The organism is Mesorhizobium sp. M1227, assembly GCF_040318315.1.
Taxonomy (GTDB): Bacteria; Pseudomonadota; Alphaproteobacteria; order Rhizobiales; family Rhizobiaceae; genus Mesorhizobium.
Window position 1 is genome coordinate 1 of the sequence record NZ_JAMYLZ010000006.1, and the last position, 16513, is coordinate 16513.

19 protein-coding genes are annotated in these 16513 nt (G+C 63.5%); 8 read left to right on the forward strand and 11 right to left on the reverse strand.

What is annotated here, in order from left to right:
• Window positions 1–122: 122 nt before the first annotated feature.
• Window positions 123–1406: an MFS transporter gene (locus tag NKH28_RS10380; protein ID WP_352978755.1), complete on the reverse strand. Its 1284-nt coding sequence runs from the start codon at window positions 1404–1406 to the stop codon at window positions 123–125.
• Between the two features lie 82 nt (window positions 1407–1488).
• On the opposite strand from NKH28_RS10380, the gene NKH28_RS10385 reads away from it, so the two are divergent.
• Both NKH28_RS10385 and NKH28_RS10390 read left to right on the forward strand, forming a co-directional pair.
• Window positions 1489–2094 carry a TetR/AcrR family transcriptional regulator gene (locus NKH28_RS10385; protein ID WP_352683686.1) on the forward strand — a complete coding sequence of 202 codons (606 nt, stop codon included), beginning with the start codon at window positions 1489–1491 and terminating at the stop codon, window positions 2092–2094.
• A gap of 98 nt (window positions 2095–2192) precedes the next feature.
• The gene (locus NKH28_RS10390; protein ID WP_352683688.1) at window positions 2193–2783 is read left to right on the forward strand and encodes a hypothetical protein; all 591 of its coding nucleotides are present in this window, start codon (window positions 2193–2195) and stop codon (window positions 2781–2783) included.
• A 17-nt stretch (window positions 2784–2800) separates the two neighbouring features.
• On the opposite strand, the gene ppa is transcribed toward NKH28_RS10390, so the two are convergent.
• From ppa to NKH28_RS10420, 6 genes are all read right to left on the reverse strand, one after another.
• Window positions 2801–3331: an inorganic diphosphatase gene (gene ppa, locus NKH28_RS10395; protein ID WP_352451245.1), complete on the reverse strand. Its 531-nt coding sequence runs from the start codon at window positions 3329–3331 to the stop codon at window positions 2801–2803.
• A 116-nt stretch (window positions 3332–3447) separates the two neighbouring features.
• Window positions 3448–3954, reverse strand: a complete 507-nt coding sequence (locus NKH28_RS10400) for a GNAT family N-acetyltransferase (RefSeq protein WP_023678138.1) — start codon at window positions 3952–3954, stop codon at window positions 3448–3450.
• A 117-nt stretch (window positions 3955–4071) separates the two neighbouring features.
• Entirely contained in the window at window positions 4072–4710 is a 639-nt protein-coding gene (locus tag NKH28_RS10405) for a TPM domain-containing protein (RefSeq protein WP_352767488.1), read from the reverse strand.
• A 10-nt stretch (window positions 4711–4720) separates the two neighbouring features.
• A complete protein-coding gene (locus tag NKH28_RS10410; protein WP_352978929.1) occupies window positions 4721–5539 on the reverse strand; it encodes a TPM domain-containing protein in 819 nt (272 codons plus the stop codon).
• Between the two features lie 76 nt (window positions 5540–5615).
• Window positions 5616–6458, reverse strand: coding sequence for a TPM domain-containing protein (locus NKH28_RS10415; RefSeq protein ID WP_352613230.1), 843 nt, complete (start codon window positions 6456–6458; stop codon window positions 5616–5618).
• A 167-nt stretch (window positions 6459–6625) separates the two neighbouring features.
• A complete protein-coding gene (locus tag NKH28_RS10420) occupies window positions 6626–7270 on the reverse strand; it encodes a LemA family protein (protein WP_352470713.1) in 645 nt (214 codons plus the stop codon).
• A 161-nt stretch (window positions 7271–7431) separates the two neighbouring features.
• Here NKH28_RS10420 and NKH28_RS10425 point away from each other — a divergent pair, with 161 nt between their 5' ends.
• The 3 genes from NKH28_RS10425 to NKH28_RS10435 all read left to right on the forward strand — a co-directional run bounded on the left by NKH28_RS10425 (window position 7432) and on the right by NKH28_RS10435 (window position 9407).
• On the forward strand, window positions 7432–7683 hold the full coding sequence (locus tag NKH28_RS10425) for a hypothetical protein (protein ID WP_352701295.1): 252 nt from the start codon (window positions 7432–7434) through the stop codon (window positions 7681–7683).
• A gap of 9 nt (window positions 7684–7692) precedes the next feature.
• The gene (gene pdxY / locus NKH28_RS10430; protein ID WP_352470715.1) at window positions 7693–8577 is read left to right on the forward strand and encodes a pyridoxal kinase PdxY; all 885 of its coding nucleotides are present in this window, start codon (window positions 7693–7695) and stop codon (window positions 8575–8577) included.
• Window positions 8578–8639: 62 nt separating this feature from the next.
• Window positions 8640–9407, forward strand: coding sequence for a DUF429 domain-containing protein (locus tag NKH28_RS10435; RefSeq protein WP_352683763.1), 768 nt, complete (start codon window positions 8640–8642; stop codon window positions 9405–9407).
• Window positions 9408–9418: 11 nt separating this feature from the next.
• On the opposite strand, the gene NKH28_RS10440 is transcribed toward NKH28_RS10435, so the two are convergent.
• Window positions 9419–10621, reverse strand: a complete 1203-nt coding sequence (locus NKH28_RS10440) for an aromatic ring-hydroxylating oxygenase subunit alpha (protein WP_352978758.1) — start codon at window positions 10619–10621, stop codon at window positions 9419–9421.
• A 419-nt stretch (window positions 10622–11040) separates the two neighbouring features.
• Between NKH28_RS10440 and NKH28_RS10445 the strand changes: the two genes are divergently transcribed.
• On the forward strand, window positions 11041–11445 hold the full coding sequence (locus tag NKH28_RS10445) for a hypothetical protein (protein WP_023678146.1): 405 nt from the start codon (window positions 11041–11043) through the stop codon (window positions 11443–11445).
• An 89-nt stretch (window positions 11446–11534) separates the two neighbouring features.
• Here NKH28_RS10445 and NKH28_RS10450 read toward each other — a convergent pair whose 3' ends face one another.
• Together NKH28_RS10450 and NKH28_RS10455 are read right to left on the reverse strand one after the other, a co-directional pair.
• Complete coding sequence (locus NKH28_RS10450) at window positions 11535–13622, reverse strand: PAS domain S-box protein (RefSeq protein WP_352978760.1); 2088 nt, start codon at window positions 13620–13622, stop codon at window positions 11535–11537.
• Between the two features lie 39 nt (window positions 13623–13661).
• A complete protein-coding gene (locus NKH28_RS10455; RefSeq protein ID WP_352978931.1) occupies window positions 13662–14441 on the reverse strand; it encodes a response regulator in 780 nt (259 codons plus the stop codon).
• 46 nt (window positions 14442–14487) lie between these two features.
• Between NKH28_RS10455 and NKH28_RS10460 the strand changes: the two genes are divergently transcribed.
• The gene (locus NKH28_RS10460; protein ID WP_292663715.1) at window positions 14488–15174 is read left to right on the forward strand and encodes a response regulator transcription factor; all 687 of its coding nucleotides are present in this window, start codon (window positions 14488–14490) and stop codon (window positions 15172–15174) included.
• Between the two features lie 75 nt (window positions 15175–15249).
• Here the strand turns inward: NKH28_RS10460 and NKH28_RS10465 are convergent, their stop codons facing one another.
• Window positions 15250–15417, reverse strand: a complete 168-nt coding sequence (locus tag NKH28_RS10465; RefSeq protein ID WP_023721318.1) for a hypothetical protein — start codon at window positions 15415–15417, stop codon at window positions 15250–15252.
• Between the two features lie 600 nt (window positions 15418–16017).
• On the opposite strand from NKH28_RS10465, the gene NKH28_RS10470 reads away from it, so the two are divergent.
• Window positions 16018–16482, forward strand: a complete 465-nt coding sequence (locus tag NKH28_RS10470; protein WP_352470721.1) for a L,D-transpeptidase — start codon at window positions 16018–16020, stop codon at window positions 16480–16482.
• The last annotated feature ends 31 nt before the right edge of the window (window positions 16483–16513 follow it).

Sequence of the window (16513 nt, forward strand, 5' to 3'; positions counted from 1 at the left end):
CCAAACCATCGACCTCAACCTCGTCGAGAGATAGCATGGAGCACTGTTCGCGATGTCCTCGCACACCTGTTCGCGATGTCTCCGGTCCAAACAGGGGGGAGATTAGCACGGCCGATTGCGCCCTACGCCGCCTGCGGTTCCGGATCAAACGCCGGGCGGCTGGTGTTGATCAGCAGCGAGATGCAGGCGGCGGCTATTGCCGTCATACCGGCGATCAGGAAGGCAAGCTCGTAATTGCCTTGCAGCTCGCGCATGGTGCCGCCGAAGAAGGCCGCTGTCGCGGCGCCAACCTGATGGCCGGCGACGATCCAGCCGAAGACGATCGGCCCGCTGCGGTCGCCGAACGCCTCGTTGGAAAGCCTGAGCGTCGGCGGCACCGTGGCGATCCAGTCCAGTCCGTAAAACACCGCGAAGATGATCAGGCTGGTCGCCGAGAAGCCGGAATAGGGCAGATAGATCAGCGACAGGCCGCGAATGCCGTAATAGACGCCGAGCAGCTTGCGCGGGTCGAAACGGTCGGTGAGCCAGCCCGACAGCGTCGTGCCGATCAGGTCGAAGATGCCCATCATCGACAGCAGGCCTGCGGCCTGCACTTCGCCGATGCCCATATCGCCGCAAAAGGCGATCAGATGCGTGCCGACCAACCCATTGGTGGTGAAGCCGCAAACGAAGAAGGTGGCGAACAGATACCAGAACACGCGCGTGCCGGCGGCGCGGCGCAGCGTGCTCAATGTATGCGAAAGGAAATTGCCTTGCGAGGCTGGCGGCACCGGCGGCACGTCGTCGGCATCGGCGCCATAGCGGACCATGCCGATCGACGCCGGGCGCTCCGGCACCAGCATATAGACCAGCGGCACCAGGCAGGCGGTGGCCACGGCAATGGCGATGGCGACCGGCTTCCAGCCGCCCGACTGGGCCAGCGAGGCGAGCAGCGGCAGGAAGACCAGCAGCCCGGTGGCACTGGACGCCGACATCAGTCCCATCACCAAGCCGCGATTGGTCTTGAACCAGCGGTTGACGATGGTCGCGCCGAGCACGGTGGCGACGGCGCCCGAGCTGACGCCGGAAAACACGCCCCAGGTGAGGAGCAGATGCCACGGTTTGGTCATCAACAGGCTGAGCGCGGTCGATCCCGACATCAAGAGCAGCGCGGCAAGCAAGGTGCGGCGCAGCCCGATCCGCTCCATCAGCGCCGCGGCAAACGGCCCGGTCAGGCCATAGAGGAAGATGCCGGTGGCCGCCGCCAGCGACACCACGTCGCGCCGCCAGCCGAAACTGTTCTCCAGCGGCAGCATCATGACTGCCGGCGCCGAACGCAGGCCCGCTGCGATCAGCAGGCAAAGGAAGATGACGGCGACCACGACGAAAGCGTAGCGCTGGCCAAACGGGCGGGGTTGAGCTATCATGTTACTGACCGGTACGTTGCAGGAGCCCGAAACATACGTACCGACCGGTAACATTGTCAACCAGCTAATCGGCAGGCCAGGCATGAAAAGCATTGAACCAACGATCAAGGCCAATGACGCACCGCCGCCTCGCGCCGCCGAACGGATTCTCCAGGTGGCGCGAGACCTGTTCTACCGGCAAGGCATCAGGGCGATCGGCGTCGACGAGATCGTGCGGCGTGCCGGCGTCACCAAGCCCAGCCTCTACCGCAGCTTTCCGTCCAAGGATGAGCTGGCCGCATCCTACCTCCGGCACTATGACCTCGAATTCTGGGAGCGCTTCGACGAGGCGGTGAATGCCCATCCCGGCGATCCGCGCGCGCAGATCGTCGCCTTCCTGACGCGTGTCGGCAAGCGTACGCAAAGGCCCGATTATCGCGGCTGCGGCATGACCAATGCCGCGGTCGAATATCCCGAACATGGCCATCCGGCCCGCGTCGTGAGCGAAGCCAACAAGCAGGAACTGCGCCGCCGCCTGCGTGCCATGGCGGCAGAGATGGGCGCGGGCGATGCCGACACGCTGGGCGACGGGCTGCTGCTCCTGATCGAGGGCGCCTATATTAGCGGCCAGCTGTTCGGTGCCGGCGGGCCGGCGAAGTCGGTGGCCCGCAACGCCGATCTTCTGATAGAGGCAAGCTTGAAGAAATAGTGGTCCGTTTTACAAGACCACTGTGCGCAGCCTGACTTCCTCTAGGCTGCCGCTAAATTTGACGGTACGCTGCGCCCCCCGAACTGAGTTGTTCCGCCATGCGCGCTCTCTTGATCCCGCTTGCCCTCGCCGGTTTCTGCCAGGCGGCCCGGGCCGGCGACATATCCAGCGTCTATACCGATCTCGATTGGGAGAAGGACTGCGTCACCTATGCCCAAGCGGAAGAAGGCGACGGCGACTGGGCCGATCTCGCCTGTTCGGGCTACCGCGGCTACCCGGTGATGGTTTCCTATGACGACGCGCGGGAATCGCTGTTCTACGGCTTTCCACCTGGCGACATGACCACGGTCTGGGAAAGCTTTTCCGGTCTCAATTCGGCTGGACCCAAGGTCGAGTGGCGTATCGAAACCAACGGCAAAACTGCCATTCCTTTCGCCGTCATCCATCGTCGCTCGATCAGCGATAGCGAGGGCGAGAACAAGTCGACGGAAGTGCTGATTGTGGCCAAGGTTGCCCAGCCTGACGCCCACGAAGGCTGCACGATCGGCCTTGTGCTCGCCACCAGCAATCCCGCCGCCAACGATCAGGCGCGCAAGCTTGCCGACGAGAAGGCACGCACCTTCGCCTGCGGCAAGGACAAGCGTGAGGTGCTGGGCGACGCGCCCGCTTTCGGCCGCGTCGACAACTGATTATTTGCGCCCGATAATTACTTGCGCCTGGCCCGCTCGATTGCCTCGACGATCATCTTCTTGGCATAGGCCGCATCGTACCAGCCTTCGATCTTGACCCATTTGCCGGGTTCGAGATCCTTGTAGTGCTCGAAAAAGTGCTGCACTTGCTGGCGGGTGATGTCGGGCAATTGCGTGTATTCGTGGACGTCCTCGTAGCGCAAGGTCAGCTTGGGCGAAGGCACCGCGATCACCTTCTCGTCCTGGCCGGCATTGTCCTCCATCACCAGCACGCCGATCGGCCGGACATTGATGACGCAGCCTGGCACCAGCGCGCGCGTGTTGCAGACCAATACGTCGATCGGGTCACCGTCGCCCGACAGCGTGTGTGGTACGAAACCGTAATTGCCGGGATAGCGCATCGAAGTGTGCAGGAAGCGGTCGACGAACAGCGTGCCGGCCTCCTTGTCCATCTCGTACTTGATCGGCTCGCCGCCGATCGGCACCTCGATTATGACGTTGACGTCCTCGGGCGGGTTCTTTCCGCTGGCAATCGCTTCGATACGCATCGCTTTATCCCTCTCTCGATTGGAGATCGATAGCGGGCGACGGCGAATGGTGCAATGCGGCGAATGGTACGGGGAGATCGTCCGAACCGAAAACCGGCCGGATCATGCGCTGGCCGTCATTCCCAGACGAAAGCGACCTTCTTCAGCGCCTTCTGCTCGAATATCTCGACGCCTTCGGCAACATCGCGGCCACCGGCGCCGGCATAGAAGGCAAGTGCGTTCTGATTGTCTTCCAGCGCCCAGACCACCATGCCTTTCAGGCCATGGTCGGCCAGCCGTGCCCGCGCGGCCGAGAACAGCCGGCTGCCGAGCCCGATGCCTTGATATTCCGGCCGCAGGTAAAGTTCGTAGATCTCGCCCTGCTGCCTGAGTTCGCGGGCGCGGTTCTTGCCGATCGTCGCATAGCCGGCAATTTTGCCGCCGATTTCGACGACCAGGACGGTGGCAGCGCGGCGAATGGCATTCGCCCACCAGTCGGCGCCGCGGCGGTTGATCATCGATGTCAGCGTGCGGTGCGGGATGATGCCCGAATAGGCGCCGCGCCAGGCCTCGAGATGCACGTCGGCGATGGCGGCTGCATCGCGCGGTTCGGCTTTCCTGATGTCGATGCTCAGCGTATTCATGATTGGTTAACCATAAACCCGCCGCGCCCGATTGCAAGAGTCCGGTCAACCGCCGCGATGCTTTCACACAGCCGGACGGTGCGTTCTTGAGACGCTGCGAAACCGCTTTTGGCGAGATCAAATCTCGACCAGATGGTCGTCCAGTTCGTTGCTGTCGCCAGTCGAGACCGGAAAATGCTCGGCCAGTACCGCACCGACTGCTTGGATCGCCTTGACGAACCCGTCGGCAAGCCGATCGTCGCCGGCATGCGCCGTAAGGTCGCGGACGACACCGTCCCAGACATGCTGGCCGACACGAGAATCGATGCCGCTGTCGGCGACCACCTCGGCATAGCGCTCGGCAATCGAGACGAACACCAGCACGCCGGTGCGCGCCGTGGTGCGGTGGACGTTGCGGGCGAGGAACTGCTTCATCGCATTGGCGTGGGCGGCCTGGTAGCGCAGCCGCCTCGGCACCAAATGGATGCGCAATGCCGGCAAAGCCCACAACAGGATGAGCACACTGGCAAGCGCCAGAAGCTCTGCGATGACGAAATGCGGCAAGCGGATCGACAGCCACCAGGCTTCCAGCCCATAACCGACGGCGAGGCTGACGACGAGCATGCCGAGCATCGCCATGAAAGCGGCCGGGAAGAAATAGCCGTCGCTGGCATGCGCCACGACGCAGTAGATCTCGCCGTCGGTCTTTGATTCGGCAGCGCGGATCGCACCGGCGATGCGCTCATGATCCTCGGGGCTGATCGGTCGTGTTGCCATGATTGATGTCTCACCAGCTTCCTGAAGAACCGCCGCCGCCGGACGAGCCGCCGCCGCCTGAAAACCCGCCGCCCGAACTTCCGGACGACCAACTGCTGCCGGAACTTCCAGACGACCAGCCACTGCCAGACGAGGTCCCAGACGTCCAGCCACCGCCGCCGGAGGATGACGAAGCTGGCCCACGGCCGTAGCGGAACGTCATGCCCAGCCACTTGTACACGCCCGGCGACAGCTTCGTGCCGAAGATCGGCGGCAGGAACGCCATTGCCAAGCCGCCGAAGAACATCGTCGCCCACAGGACAATGAACAGCATGAAGATGGGATCGACAGGATTGTCATTCGCCGGATTGCGCTTGCCGCGCGCCTCCAGCTCTTCGGGATTGCCTTCCAGCACCATGATCATGTCGTCGACGGCCTTGCTGATGCCGCCTGAGAAATCGCCGGCACGGAAGGCCGGCACCATGTCGTTTTCGATGATCAGCTTGGTGTGCAGGTCGGTCAGCGTGCCTTCAAGCCCATAGCCGACCTCGATGCGCATCTTGCGGTCGTTCGGCGCCACCAGAAGCAGGACGCCGTTGTTCTCCTTCGCCTGGCCGAGTCTCCAGGCGCGAAACAGCCGGTTGGCGTAAGGCTCGATCTCCTCGCCGTCGAGGCTGGGAATGGTCGCGACGACGATCTGGTCGGACCCTTTGGTCTCGAACTCGGCAAGCTTCTGCGTCAGCGCCGTCTCGGTCGCGGCATCGATGATGCCGGCGTTGTCGACGACCCGTCCGGTCAGCGCCGGCAGTGCGGCGGCGAAGGCCGCGAAGCCGACCAGCAGCACCGCCATGGCCAACAGCGCGGTGCCGATCGTTTTGGTGAAACGGCCGGATTCCACCGGGCTGACGGCGTGTCTTGTCATCTCGTCACCAACTTCCCGAGGAGCCGCCGCCGCCGGACGAACCGCCGCCGCCGGAAAACCCGCCACCGCTTGAACCCGACGACCATCCCCCGCCGGAACCTCCCGACCAGCCGCCGGACGACCGCCGGTTTGGCTCGAAGGTCATGCCCAGCCAGCGATAGCGGCCGGGACCGATCTTCTGGCCGAAGATCGGCGGCAGGATGGAGGCTGCGAGGCCGCCGAAAAAGATGATTGCCCAGATGGCTATGAAGATCGTGAAGAACAGATCGTCGCTGTTGAACGGCGGCTGCTGGTTGCGTTCGCCGCGCGCCTCCAGCTCTTCGGGATTGCCTTCCAGCACCATGATCATGTCGTCGACGGCCTTGCTGATGCCGCCTGAGAAATCGCCGGCACGGAAGGCCGGCACCATGTCGTTTTCGATGATCAGCTTGGTGTGCAGGTCGGTCAGCGTGCCTTCAAGCCCATAGCCGACCTCGATGCGCATCTTGCGGTCGTTCGGCGCCACCAGCAAAAGCACGCCATTGTTCTCCTTCGCCTGGCCCAGTTTCCAGGCGCGGAACAGCCGGTTGGCGTAAGGCTCGATCTCCTCGCCGTCGAGGCTGGGGATGGTCGCGACGACGATCTGGTCGGACCCTTTGGTCTCGAACTCGGCAAGCTTCTGCGTCAGCGCCGCCTCGGTCGCGGCATCGATGATGCCGGCATTGTCAACGACCCGTCCGGTCAGCGCCGGCAGTGCGGCGGCAAGGGCGGTGAGCGGGAGGAGGAGAAGGCTTTGGAAGACGAGCAGGAAGGCCAGGCTGGCGTTCTGTCGCGCCCCCCTCTGTCCTGCCGGACATCTCCCCCTCAAGGGGGGAGATCGGCTGTCAGGGCTGTTTTCGCCAATCTCCAACGATGCAGGATGGGCGGTGAAGCCAAAGCTGCCAATCTCCCCCGTGGAGGGGGAGATGCCCGGTAGGGCAGAGGGGGGCGCTACGGAGTGCAAGGCCAATAGGGACCACGCTCACCGGCTGTTCTTCACCCGCCTTGCGTGGTGTTGGTGCCGAAATCGACCTTCGGCGGCTGCATCTTATCCTCCTCGATGGTGAAATTCGCAAACGGCTGGTTGCCGCGGAACCACAAGGTCGCCCAGATCACCGACGGGAAGGTCCTCAGCGTCAGATTGTACTCTCTCACTGCCTGGATATAGTCGCGGCGGGCGACCGTGATCCGGTTCTCGGTGCCTTCGAGTTGTGCTTGCAGCGCCAGAAAGTTCTGGTTGGCCTTGAGATCGGGATAGTTCTCCACCACCGCCAGCAGGCGCGACAGCGCGCTGGTCAGGCCGGCCTGGCTGTCCTGGAATTTCTTGAAGGCTTCCGGATTGTTCAGCGTTTCCGGCGTCACGGTCACCTGCGTCGCCTTGGCGCGCGCTTCGACCACGGCATCGAGCGTGTCCTTCTCGTGCGCCGCGTAGCCCTTGACCGTGTTGACCAGATTGGGGATGAGATCGGCGCGGCGCTGGTATTGATTCAACACCTCGCTCCATGCGGCCTTGGCGTTTTCCTCAGCTGTTGGAATGGTGTTGTAGCCGCAGCCGGCAAGCAGCGGCAGCATGACGGCCATAACCAGGAACGCAGCTAAATTACGGAAGATTGGCGGCGAAGAAAGGCGCTGGGCAAGCATGATAAGTCCCCTCGATAGCATTGGCAGGCGAAGCATTAGCACAATCCTTGCGTAAGAAAATGACTTCGGCCGAGAAGTGTTACTGGTTTCTGCCATTCGCCGTCGGGCCCTGTGACAGACGAGGCGAACGGGTTAAGCTCGGCATAAAACGGGACATCACCATGGCGAAACGCCACGACAGCGACGCGGAATCGCGCCGCATCATCGAACGGGTGGCGCGCGAGACCGAGCCGGGGGGCACCTCGTTCCTTGCACGAACGACTAAAGGCGCGCGAGACCACGTCACTGCGGCCGATGCCGACCGGTCGGACCCGATCGAATATTGGGGCACCCGCATCGGTCGGGCAGCGGGCTTGCTTATTGCCATCGGCCTGTTGATCTGGCTCGTGCTTTTCGTCACCAGGGGCAGTTAGGAAAAATCAATGAGTGCCGAAAAAACCGACGCGCCGCGCGCGGTCATCGTCGTCTCCAGCCATGTCGCCCGTGGCTCGGTCGGCAACCGTGCCGCTGTCTTTGCGCTGGAGACGCTCGGCTTTCCGGTTTGGGCGGTGCCGACCGTCATCCTGCCCTGGCATCCGGGCCATGGCCGGGCCACCCGCATTGTGCCGCCGCTGGACCAGTTCAAGGCGCTGATGGCCGACCTCGAGCGCGCGCCGTGGCTGGGCGAGGTCGGCGCCGTGCTGTCCGGCTATCTCGGCGAGGCTGGCCAGGCCGAAGCCGTCGCTTCGCTGGTCGGCGCGGTCAAGGCGAAGACGCCGGACGCCCTCTATATCTGCGATCCGGTGATGGGCGATTCGGGCGGGCTCTACGTACCTGAGCCGACCGCAATCGCCATGCGCGACCGGCTGATGCCGATCGCCGATATCGCCACGCCCAACCGCTACGAGCTGGAATGGATGGCCGGAGCGCCGCTGCCCGACTTGAAATCGGCAATGGCTGCAGCCCTGCAGGCCGGCCCACCGGCCATGCTGGTCACATCGGCGCCGGCGATGATGGCCGGCGGCACCGGCAATTTGCTGCTCGCCGGCAGAGAGGCACTGCTTGCCGAACACCGGCTCATCGACAAGCCGCCGAATGGGCTCGGCGACCTGACGGCTGCCGTCTACCTGGCGCGGATCCTGTCCGGCCAGCCGGCCGCCAAGGCGCTGCAATCGACCACGGCGGCGGTCTACGAGATCCTGGCGCGGACCGCCAAGCGCGGCGGCGACGAGTTGCAGCTCGAGACCGATGCCCAGAGCCTGTCGCACCCGATGGCGATGGTGCAGCTTCGCCATCTGCTGCATCCGGAACGGGACCGCCGGGCGTGACGCAGGCCGAAGACGCCGTGCCCCAGGATGATGCGCCCGAGGATGTTGCGCCCGACGATGTTATGCCCTGGGGTGTTGTGCTTGTCGGCGTCGACGGTTGCAAGGCCGGCTGGATAGCCGTCCGCCGCGATCCCGGTGCGGCACCGTCGACAGCCGTTTTCCCGAGCTTCGCGGCGTTGCTCGACCGACTGCCCGCCGACTCGTTGGTAGCGGTCGATATGCCAATCGGCCTGCCCGATTTCTCGCAACGAGGCGGTCGCGGCCCGGAGGCGCTGGTGCGGCCGCTGCTCGGGGCCCGGCAGTCCAGTGTCTTTGCCATCCCCTCCCGCGCCGCGCTTTACGCCGAGGTCGAAGCCTTCACCACGGTCGATGCCTGGTACGCCGCACATCGCAAGGCAAGCGAGGTGGCCAGGACAACCTCAGATCCGCCGCGCGGTGTCTCGATCCAGGCCTTCGGCATCTTCGCCAAGATCCGCGAGATCGATTCGCTGCTGATCGCGCGGCCCGAACTGCGCAGCCGCGTCTTCGAATCGCATCCGGAAGTTGCCTTCTGCAAACTGAACGGCGACCGCGCTATGCGCCTGCCGAAGAAGATCAGGGGCAACATCAATCCGGCCGGCATGGCCGAACGCAAGGCGCTGCTTGCCCAACATGGTTATAGCCAGGATTTTCTCGACCAGACGCCGCCGCGCGGCGCGGCCGCCGACGATTTCCTCGACGCCGCGGCGATGATGGTGGTTGCCGGACGCATCGTCAGAGGCGAAGCAATGCCGTTTCCGGATCCGCCGCTCGCCGATCGTTTCGGCATTCCGGTCGCCATTTGGGCCTGAGGACCGGGGCGTCACGAGCGTGATCTGAGCGCCTCGTTGAGTGCCCACATATCCTTCTCCTCGGGCGCGGTCTCCAATCCGAGCACGGGAACTTGCTTACGCAAATGGTCGTGGTGGGTGCGCACGCCATATTCGAGATCGGAGAGGTAAAAACCTCCGAAGGCTTCGGACAGCATGGATTCGTTGGACCATATCGAAAGCTGTACATCCTCGGCCAGCGTGTCGCGGTCGATGCGGTAGGATAGGTAGCGGGCTGCCGCCTGTTCCCTGGTCTCGTCGCGATAGCGGTAGATGGCGCCGCGCAGCAGCGTCTCACCCGTCGACAGCGGAAATTCCTGATAGAACTGCACCGATTCCGGCATGAGCGACAGCACGTTGTTCGGGAAGATGCCGTAGTAGATCCAGGCCTTGCGCAGGTGTTCCGGCAGGTGCTTCGCCTCGGGTGCGAGCTTGATGTACTGCGCGACGCTCCAGCGCCGTCCGGCATGCGGATTGTAGGTGGCGAACGAGCGCGACACGCCGTTGACGAACGGCTCGTCGAAATAGGTCGCACCGTAAAGGTCCTGCAGCGCCGGATGCGCCATGGCGACGTGGTAGCCTTCATTGTCGACATCGCGCACCGACTTCCAGTTGACCGGCGTCTTTTGGGTCCAGATGCCCCAGGACGGCACCATCTCGGCGACGCCGTAATGGGCAATCTCGGCTTCGATCGGCTTCAACAGCTCGGCCACCGATGGCTGCGGCCCACCCTTGCGGAAACGGATGAAGATGAAGCCCATCCAGATTTCGAGCTCGAGCGGCATCAGGCCGAAATCGGTCTTGTCGAGGTCGGGGAAGGAACGGGGGCGGGCAGCACCGCGCAGCGTGCCGTCGAGATTGTAGACCCAGCCATGAAAGGGGCAGACCAGCGCATTCTTGCAAGTGCCCTGGCTGTCGGCAACGACGCGACTGCCGCGGTGGCGGCACATATTGTTGAAGGCGCGCACAACGCCATCCTTGCCGCGCACGATCAGCGCCCGCTCGCCGACCACATCCATCGTCAGATAGTCGCCGGCGTTCGGCACGTCGCAGACATGGCCGGCGATCTGCCAATGGTTGCGGAAGACGTGCTCTTTCTCGAGGTCGAGCAAGGCGTCGGAATGATAGCTCCAGCCCGGCAGCCCCCGCCGATCCCAATCGTTGGGGATTGCCACGTCACGCAGATGCGGGTTCATAAAGGCTCTTTATTTATTGAATGGTCGTTCAATAAAAGCATATTTTCCATTGAAATGCAATGGCTTGGAAAAATGGGGATAAGTCTTGACGGGAAATCGAACGGGATTCGAGAGCCCAGTCCGAACGATCGAAGCCGGGAAAATCCCGGGAATTCCAGACGTTAATCCCCTTACACTTGTTGAGCGCCCGACGCTCCGTGGGCCTGGAAAGGCGACGCGGATCTGGTGCCGTGGGTAGCGGAAAACGAGCAGAGAATGCCACCGGTGCTGCCAGCTACGCCGGATCGGTTTGCCCAGGAATGGCCGCGGGCTTGGTTTCATGCCGGTTACACAATCGTTAATTCATCATCGTTGGCCGGTTACAAGGTGCGATTAGGTTCGTTTCAACAGAGAAAAGAAGACGACCGAAGGAAACGACGATGCGTACGAAAATCCAGATCACCGATACCGACCTTCGCCAGCAGGGTCCCCAGCGTAACGACCGGCGCCCGAAGCTGGCGCTGCGCCAGCGCGCCAGTGATCATCCGATGGCGATGTTCATGCTGCTGGCGGCTGCCGCATTTGCCGGCATGGCGTTGACGCCTACCGTCGGTCCGGCCTTCGCCTCACTGAACCCGCCGGCCAACCTCATCGACGGCGCGACAACCACCACCAAGACGGCGCGCCTGCCGATGCCGGAGATCGATTTTGCCTGCAAGGGGCAGGCCTGGGGCGCCGAGAGCCTGGATTGCCTGCGCGTCATCGCTGCCCAGTCGGGCAAGGCACGACCGGTCCGCATGATCGCCAATGCCGCCCCGCTGGCTGATACGCCGAACGTTTTTTGATTTTTTTGCGAGCGCCCTCCAGCACTCCAGTCAGGCTCCCGCCGCAATGTCGGCCGGGAGCCTTTTTCTTCCGGGAGAGATCTCGGAGTCTAGCCGCCCAGAGCGGTCTGCTCGGCAATGGCCGAGAGCACGCCGCGCACATCCAGCGTGCTGAACGGCTTTTCGAGGATCGGCGGTCGCTGCGGCGCCGGCAGCGCTTCGATCTCGCCTTTCGCGCCGATCAGATCGCCGGTGACAAGCACGAAGCGCCGCGCCAGACCCGGCATTTCGGCGAGTAGCTCGCGATAGGCGGCTATGCCGCTGGTGCCGGGCATGCGCAAATCGGAAAACACGATGTCCGGCGGCACATGGCCGCTCAGCGTCGCGGCGGCCGAGACCCAGGCCGGCACGATCCGCGACTTGATGCCCATCAGCTCCAGAATATCGGACAGCGACGCGGCGACATCCGGCTCATCGTCTATGATCAGCGCGTGACGCAAGCCGCTGGACCGCGACGGAGCTTCGCCGGCGGCGGCCGCGCCCGCAGCGATCGCCGGCAGCTGCACGACAAAACGCACACCTCTCGGCGAAACCTCCTCGAACCAGATATTGCCATTGTGCCGCTCGATGATCGATTTCGAGATCGACAGGCCGATGCCGGTACCGACACCGACCGGCTTGGTGGTGAAATAGGATTCGAATATGCGTGAACGTATCGCTTCCGGCACGCCTGGTCCGTTGTCCTCGACCGAGAATCCGGGATTGCCGCGGTCGCTGCGAAACGTCCGGACCTTGATCCGGCGGTCGCCGGCAACGCCGGCCAAGGCGTGCTGGCTGTTGATGAGGAAGTTGGCGGCCACCTGCGTCACGTGGTCGGCATCTGCCATGGCCAGCAGCGGGCCGCTGGCGAAATCGGTGTCGATGATGATGCCGCTCGACCGTGCACCATAGGCGGTCACTTCGAGTGCGGCGCGGATCACCTGGTTGAGGTCGGTTTCGGCCTGTGCGGCCGGGTGCAGGCGGACCATCGACAGGAAGCTCTTGACGATACGGCCGCAGCGCTCGGCAGCGGCGCGCACCTTTTCGGCGCGCACCTTTGTCTGCGGATCGGCGGCGAATTCATGCAGCAGCGTCGACTGGGCGACGACCACGGCCAGCGGGTTGTTGAGCTCGTGCGAAACGCCGGCAAGCAGCGAGCCCATCGCCGCCATCTTCTCGTTCTGGTGCAGTTTTTCGCGCTGGCGGTTGATTTCCTCCTCGGCGCGCAATCTGTCGCGCAGGTCGCGGATAGAGCCGAAGATCAGCTGGCGATCGGCGACCCGCATCTCGGTTGCCGTCAGCTCGATCGGAAAAACCTCGCCGGCGGCGTTCTGGGTGACCGTTTCGAGCCGCTGGCCGACCATCGGCGCGCCGCGGCCCGACATATATTCGGCGCCGGACGCATAGCCCTTGCGGTAATATTCCGGCACGACCGTGTCGAGCAGGTCCTTGCCGAGGATATCGCTGCGCCGATAGCCGAACATCTTCTCGGCGGCCGGATTGAATTCGATGATCGACCCGGTCTCGTCGATGACGATGATGGCGTCGAGCGAGGCCTGCAGCATGGTGCGGCGAATGACGTCGCTGGCATGCGCGTCGGAGGGCGATCGTTCGATGGCATCGCCGATGGCGAGTGCCACCATGTGCAGCGCCGCCTCTTCCTGGTCGGTCCATTCGCGTTCGTTGACGCAGTCGTTGACCGCCAGCGTGCCCCACAAATTGCCGTGCGAAAAGACCGACACCGACAGGAACGACTTGATGTTCTGCTTTTCGAAATCGGTCCGCAGAAAGCCTTCGAGATCGCGTGTGTGCCCGGCGAATATCTTGCCTTGGCGCTCGTCCTCCGCCAGCCGTTCCAGCAATGGGTCCGAATCGACGACCGACTGCACGATGACGGTAGGCGATGCCAGTTCGCCGCCAAACCGGGGGGCGATCCAATAAGCGGCGACCGACTGGGCGAAACCCTGGCCGGGCAGTTCGCGCAGGCGAAACAGGATGCCGCGGTGACAATCCATGGCTTCGCAAAGCGTCTGGAGGATACCTTCCATCTCGCGCTGCCAATCGCCGGCTTCGCGCAGCCGGCGAACCACATGCACGGCCACCATCGCCGCGCCCTGCCTGGCGCCCTGCGTGTCCGCGCGTGCTGTTTCAGCCGTCATGGTCATTTCCTGGCCTTGGCTTGCTCAAGCCGCCAGGCCTCAGTTATTTTCACCGGCCGGCAGCGAGAAGATATAGCCTTCGCCGCGCACCGTGCGCAGGAATTTCGGGTTGGCCGGGTCCGCTTCGATCTTCTTTCTCAGCCGCATGATGCGGATGTCGACCGCGCGGGACGATTCCGGGTCCTCGACGAAACCGATCGCCTCGGAGATCGCCGCCCGCGTCAACAGCCGGTTGGCGCGCGTCAGGAACACCTCCAGCACGTCGAACTCGCTCTTGGCCATGTCGATGACCGCGCCGTTGGCGCCGGTGACGAGCCTGCCGTCGAGATCGGCGTGAAAGGGTCCGAAGCTCACGGACCGGCGGCCGCCGGATGTTTCAGTCTTGGCCTTTTGTGGCTCGGTCGGCTCAGGAACGCGACGCAGCACGCTGCGCACCCTGGCCAGCACTTCGCGCAATTCGTAAGGCTTGACGATGTAATCGTCAGCGCCGAGCTCCAGTCCGACGATGCGGTCGAGCGCGGTACCGGCGGCCGTCGCATAGATGATGCCGATCGGCATTTTCGACCGCATCCAGCGGCCGAGCGACAGGCCGTCCTCGCCCGGCATGGCGATGTCGAGAATGGCCAGATGGAAGGACTGGGTTTCCAAAAGGTCGCGCGCCGCCGCCGCACTTTCGGCCGTGGCCACATCATAGCCGCTGGCGCCGAGATACTCGGCGACCGCATCCCTCAGGTCGGGCTCGTCCTCGACAATGACAATTCGTGCCCGCACGATGCTTTCGCTCCCGCTTTCAGTGGAAAGTAGATTGGGTATAAACATGATGTCCAGCACTCTTCTGGGGTTGCCGTATGCGGGGTAGAAAAACATGGCTGCACGATCCGTTATCGCGCTTGTTTCCGTCGCTGAAGTAATTGCGACCGATCTCGCCGATCATCTCGAGCGGCGCGGTCATGACGTCCGCGCGGCGCGACAGCCGTGGGAGGCCGAATCGCTGCTTTCGGAAAAGGGTATCGATGTCGTGGTTGTCGGCGACAGCGTCAGCCAGGCAGAGGGGCGCGACCTGCTCAGGCGACATGGCGGCGAAGGTGGACCGGATTTCATCCTGATCTGCCGCCCGGCCGATCTGGTCGACAAGGTTCTGGCGCTCGAACTCGGCGCCGCCGACGTCGTCGAAAGCCCGCTCAATGTCAGGGAGCTTGCCGCTCGCGTCGGCGGCCTTCTGGCTCGGCGCGGCAGGAGCGCCGGGGAACTGATCGTGCTGGAGAACGCGACCGTCGATCTCCGATCGGCCATCGTCATGCACCGCTCGGGCACGGAAGAACAGCTGTCCCCCGGGCAGGTGGCGCTGCTCAGGCTGTTCCTGGCCAGCCCGCGCAAGGTGCTGACGCGGGACGACATCATCGCCGCCGCGCCCGCCGAAAATGCCGAAGCCTTCGATCGGTCGATCGATTCGCGCATCGTGCGGCTGCGCCGCAAGCTCGATACCGAAACCATCACCACCATACGGGGTGCGGGCTACCGGTTCGATCCGCCGACGCAATTCGCCGATTGAAGGCAGGACGGCCACCCTTTTGTCTTGAGCATCGGATTTTCCCAAAACCGGTTTCCACCTTGGGTCCGATGCTCTTCAGCGCACCACGAGAAGCGACGGGCCGGACGGCATGTCACTGTTCGTGCTGACCTCGCCGGCATGGGCACGTTCCTTCAGCAGCACGGTGGCGAGGCCGGCAATGCCGAGCAGCCCCTGGACGTAAAGCAGCGCGGAAAGCACCGAAGCGGCGAATTTCGTTTTCATCCTGTTCGTTCCTCAAAATTGGAATTTACGGGCACTTCAGGGGAACCCCCGAAGCGCCCGCGCCGCCAGCGGAGCCCCCCGTTGCGGCGCGGGCCTTCGGTCCTCTCGGCTGCAAGTTGCCGGAGGCGCCGCGCATCCTCAACGGCCCTAAGCCGCCCCCGCCAGAGGGGCTTGAGCCGGTCGACGCGCAGGCTGGAAACTGTCCAGACCAATCCAGACCGTAGCGAAAACAGTGTCGGCTTCCGATCGTTCGTTGACCGCTGTTTTCGTTAGGTCAACTTTGCCTGTTCGCTGTATCCGGATCATGCCGCCGAGGCTGCGCTTTGTTGCAGCTCGGTTTCGGAGTCAGGTGAATTCCTATCAAACGAAAGGCAATCGCGTATTCGTGCCGCGGTTTGGCCGATCCGCCTAGGCAAACACGCCACCGTCATGACGACGTCGTGCAACTGCAAGCTGCTTTGCACGGACCTTTTCTGTTAACCAGGGGAAACAGAATCGAAACACAAACGAACATCTAGCGAAATCGGCTTGAAACATGACGCCCCGATAAGCCGGTCATCGAATTGAGCCGGCCCCGACCGGCAGAATAGGGGAGACATCATGTACACTGCCATTTCCGCCAAGCTCATCAACATTGCCGCCGCCGTCATCACCGGTACTGCCTTGCTTGTCAGTGCCGGCAACGGCGCAGCCCACGCCGCCGCCAACAAGATCGTCGCGCGTGTATCACTGTCACAGCAGACCATGGAAATCCTGGTCGACGGCCGGCCGACATTCGCCTGGAAGGTCTCGACCGGCGACAGGACGCACGTCACGCCGACCGGTTCGTTCAAGCCGACCCGCATGCATGAAATTTGGTATTCGAAGAAATACGACAACGCCCCGATGCCGCATTCGGTGTTCTTCAGCGGCGGCTACGCCGTACATGCGACAAGCGCCATCAAGCGCCTCGGCCAGCCAGCCTCGCATGGCTGCGTGCGTCTGCATCCGGACAACGCCGCCGATTTCTACCAGCTCGTCGAGGTCTTCGGCCCGGCCAACACCAGCATCGTCATCGTTAAATGAGCGATGCTTCTCGTCGCTCCCAGGCAAGGGC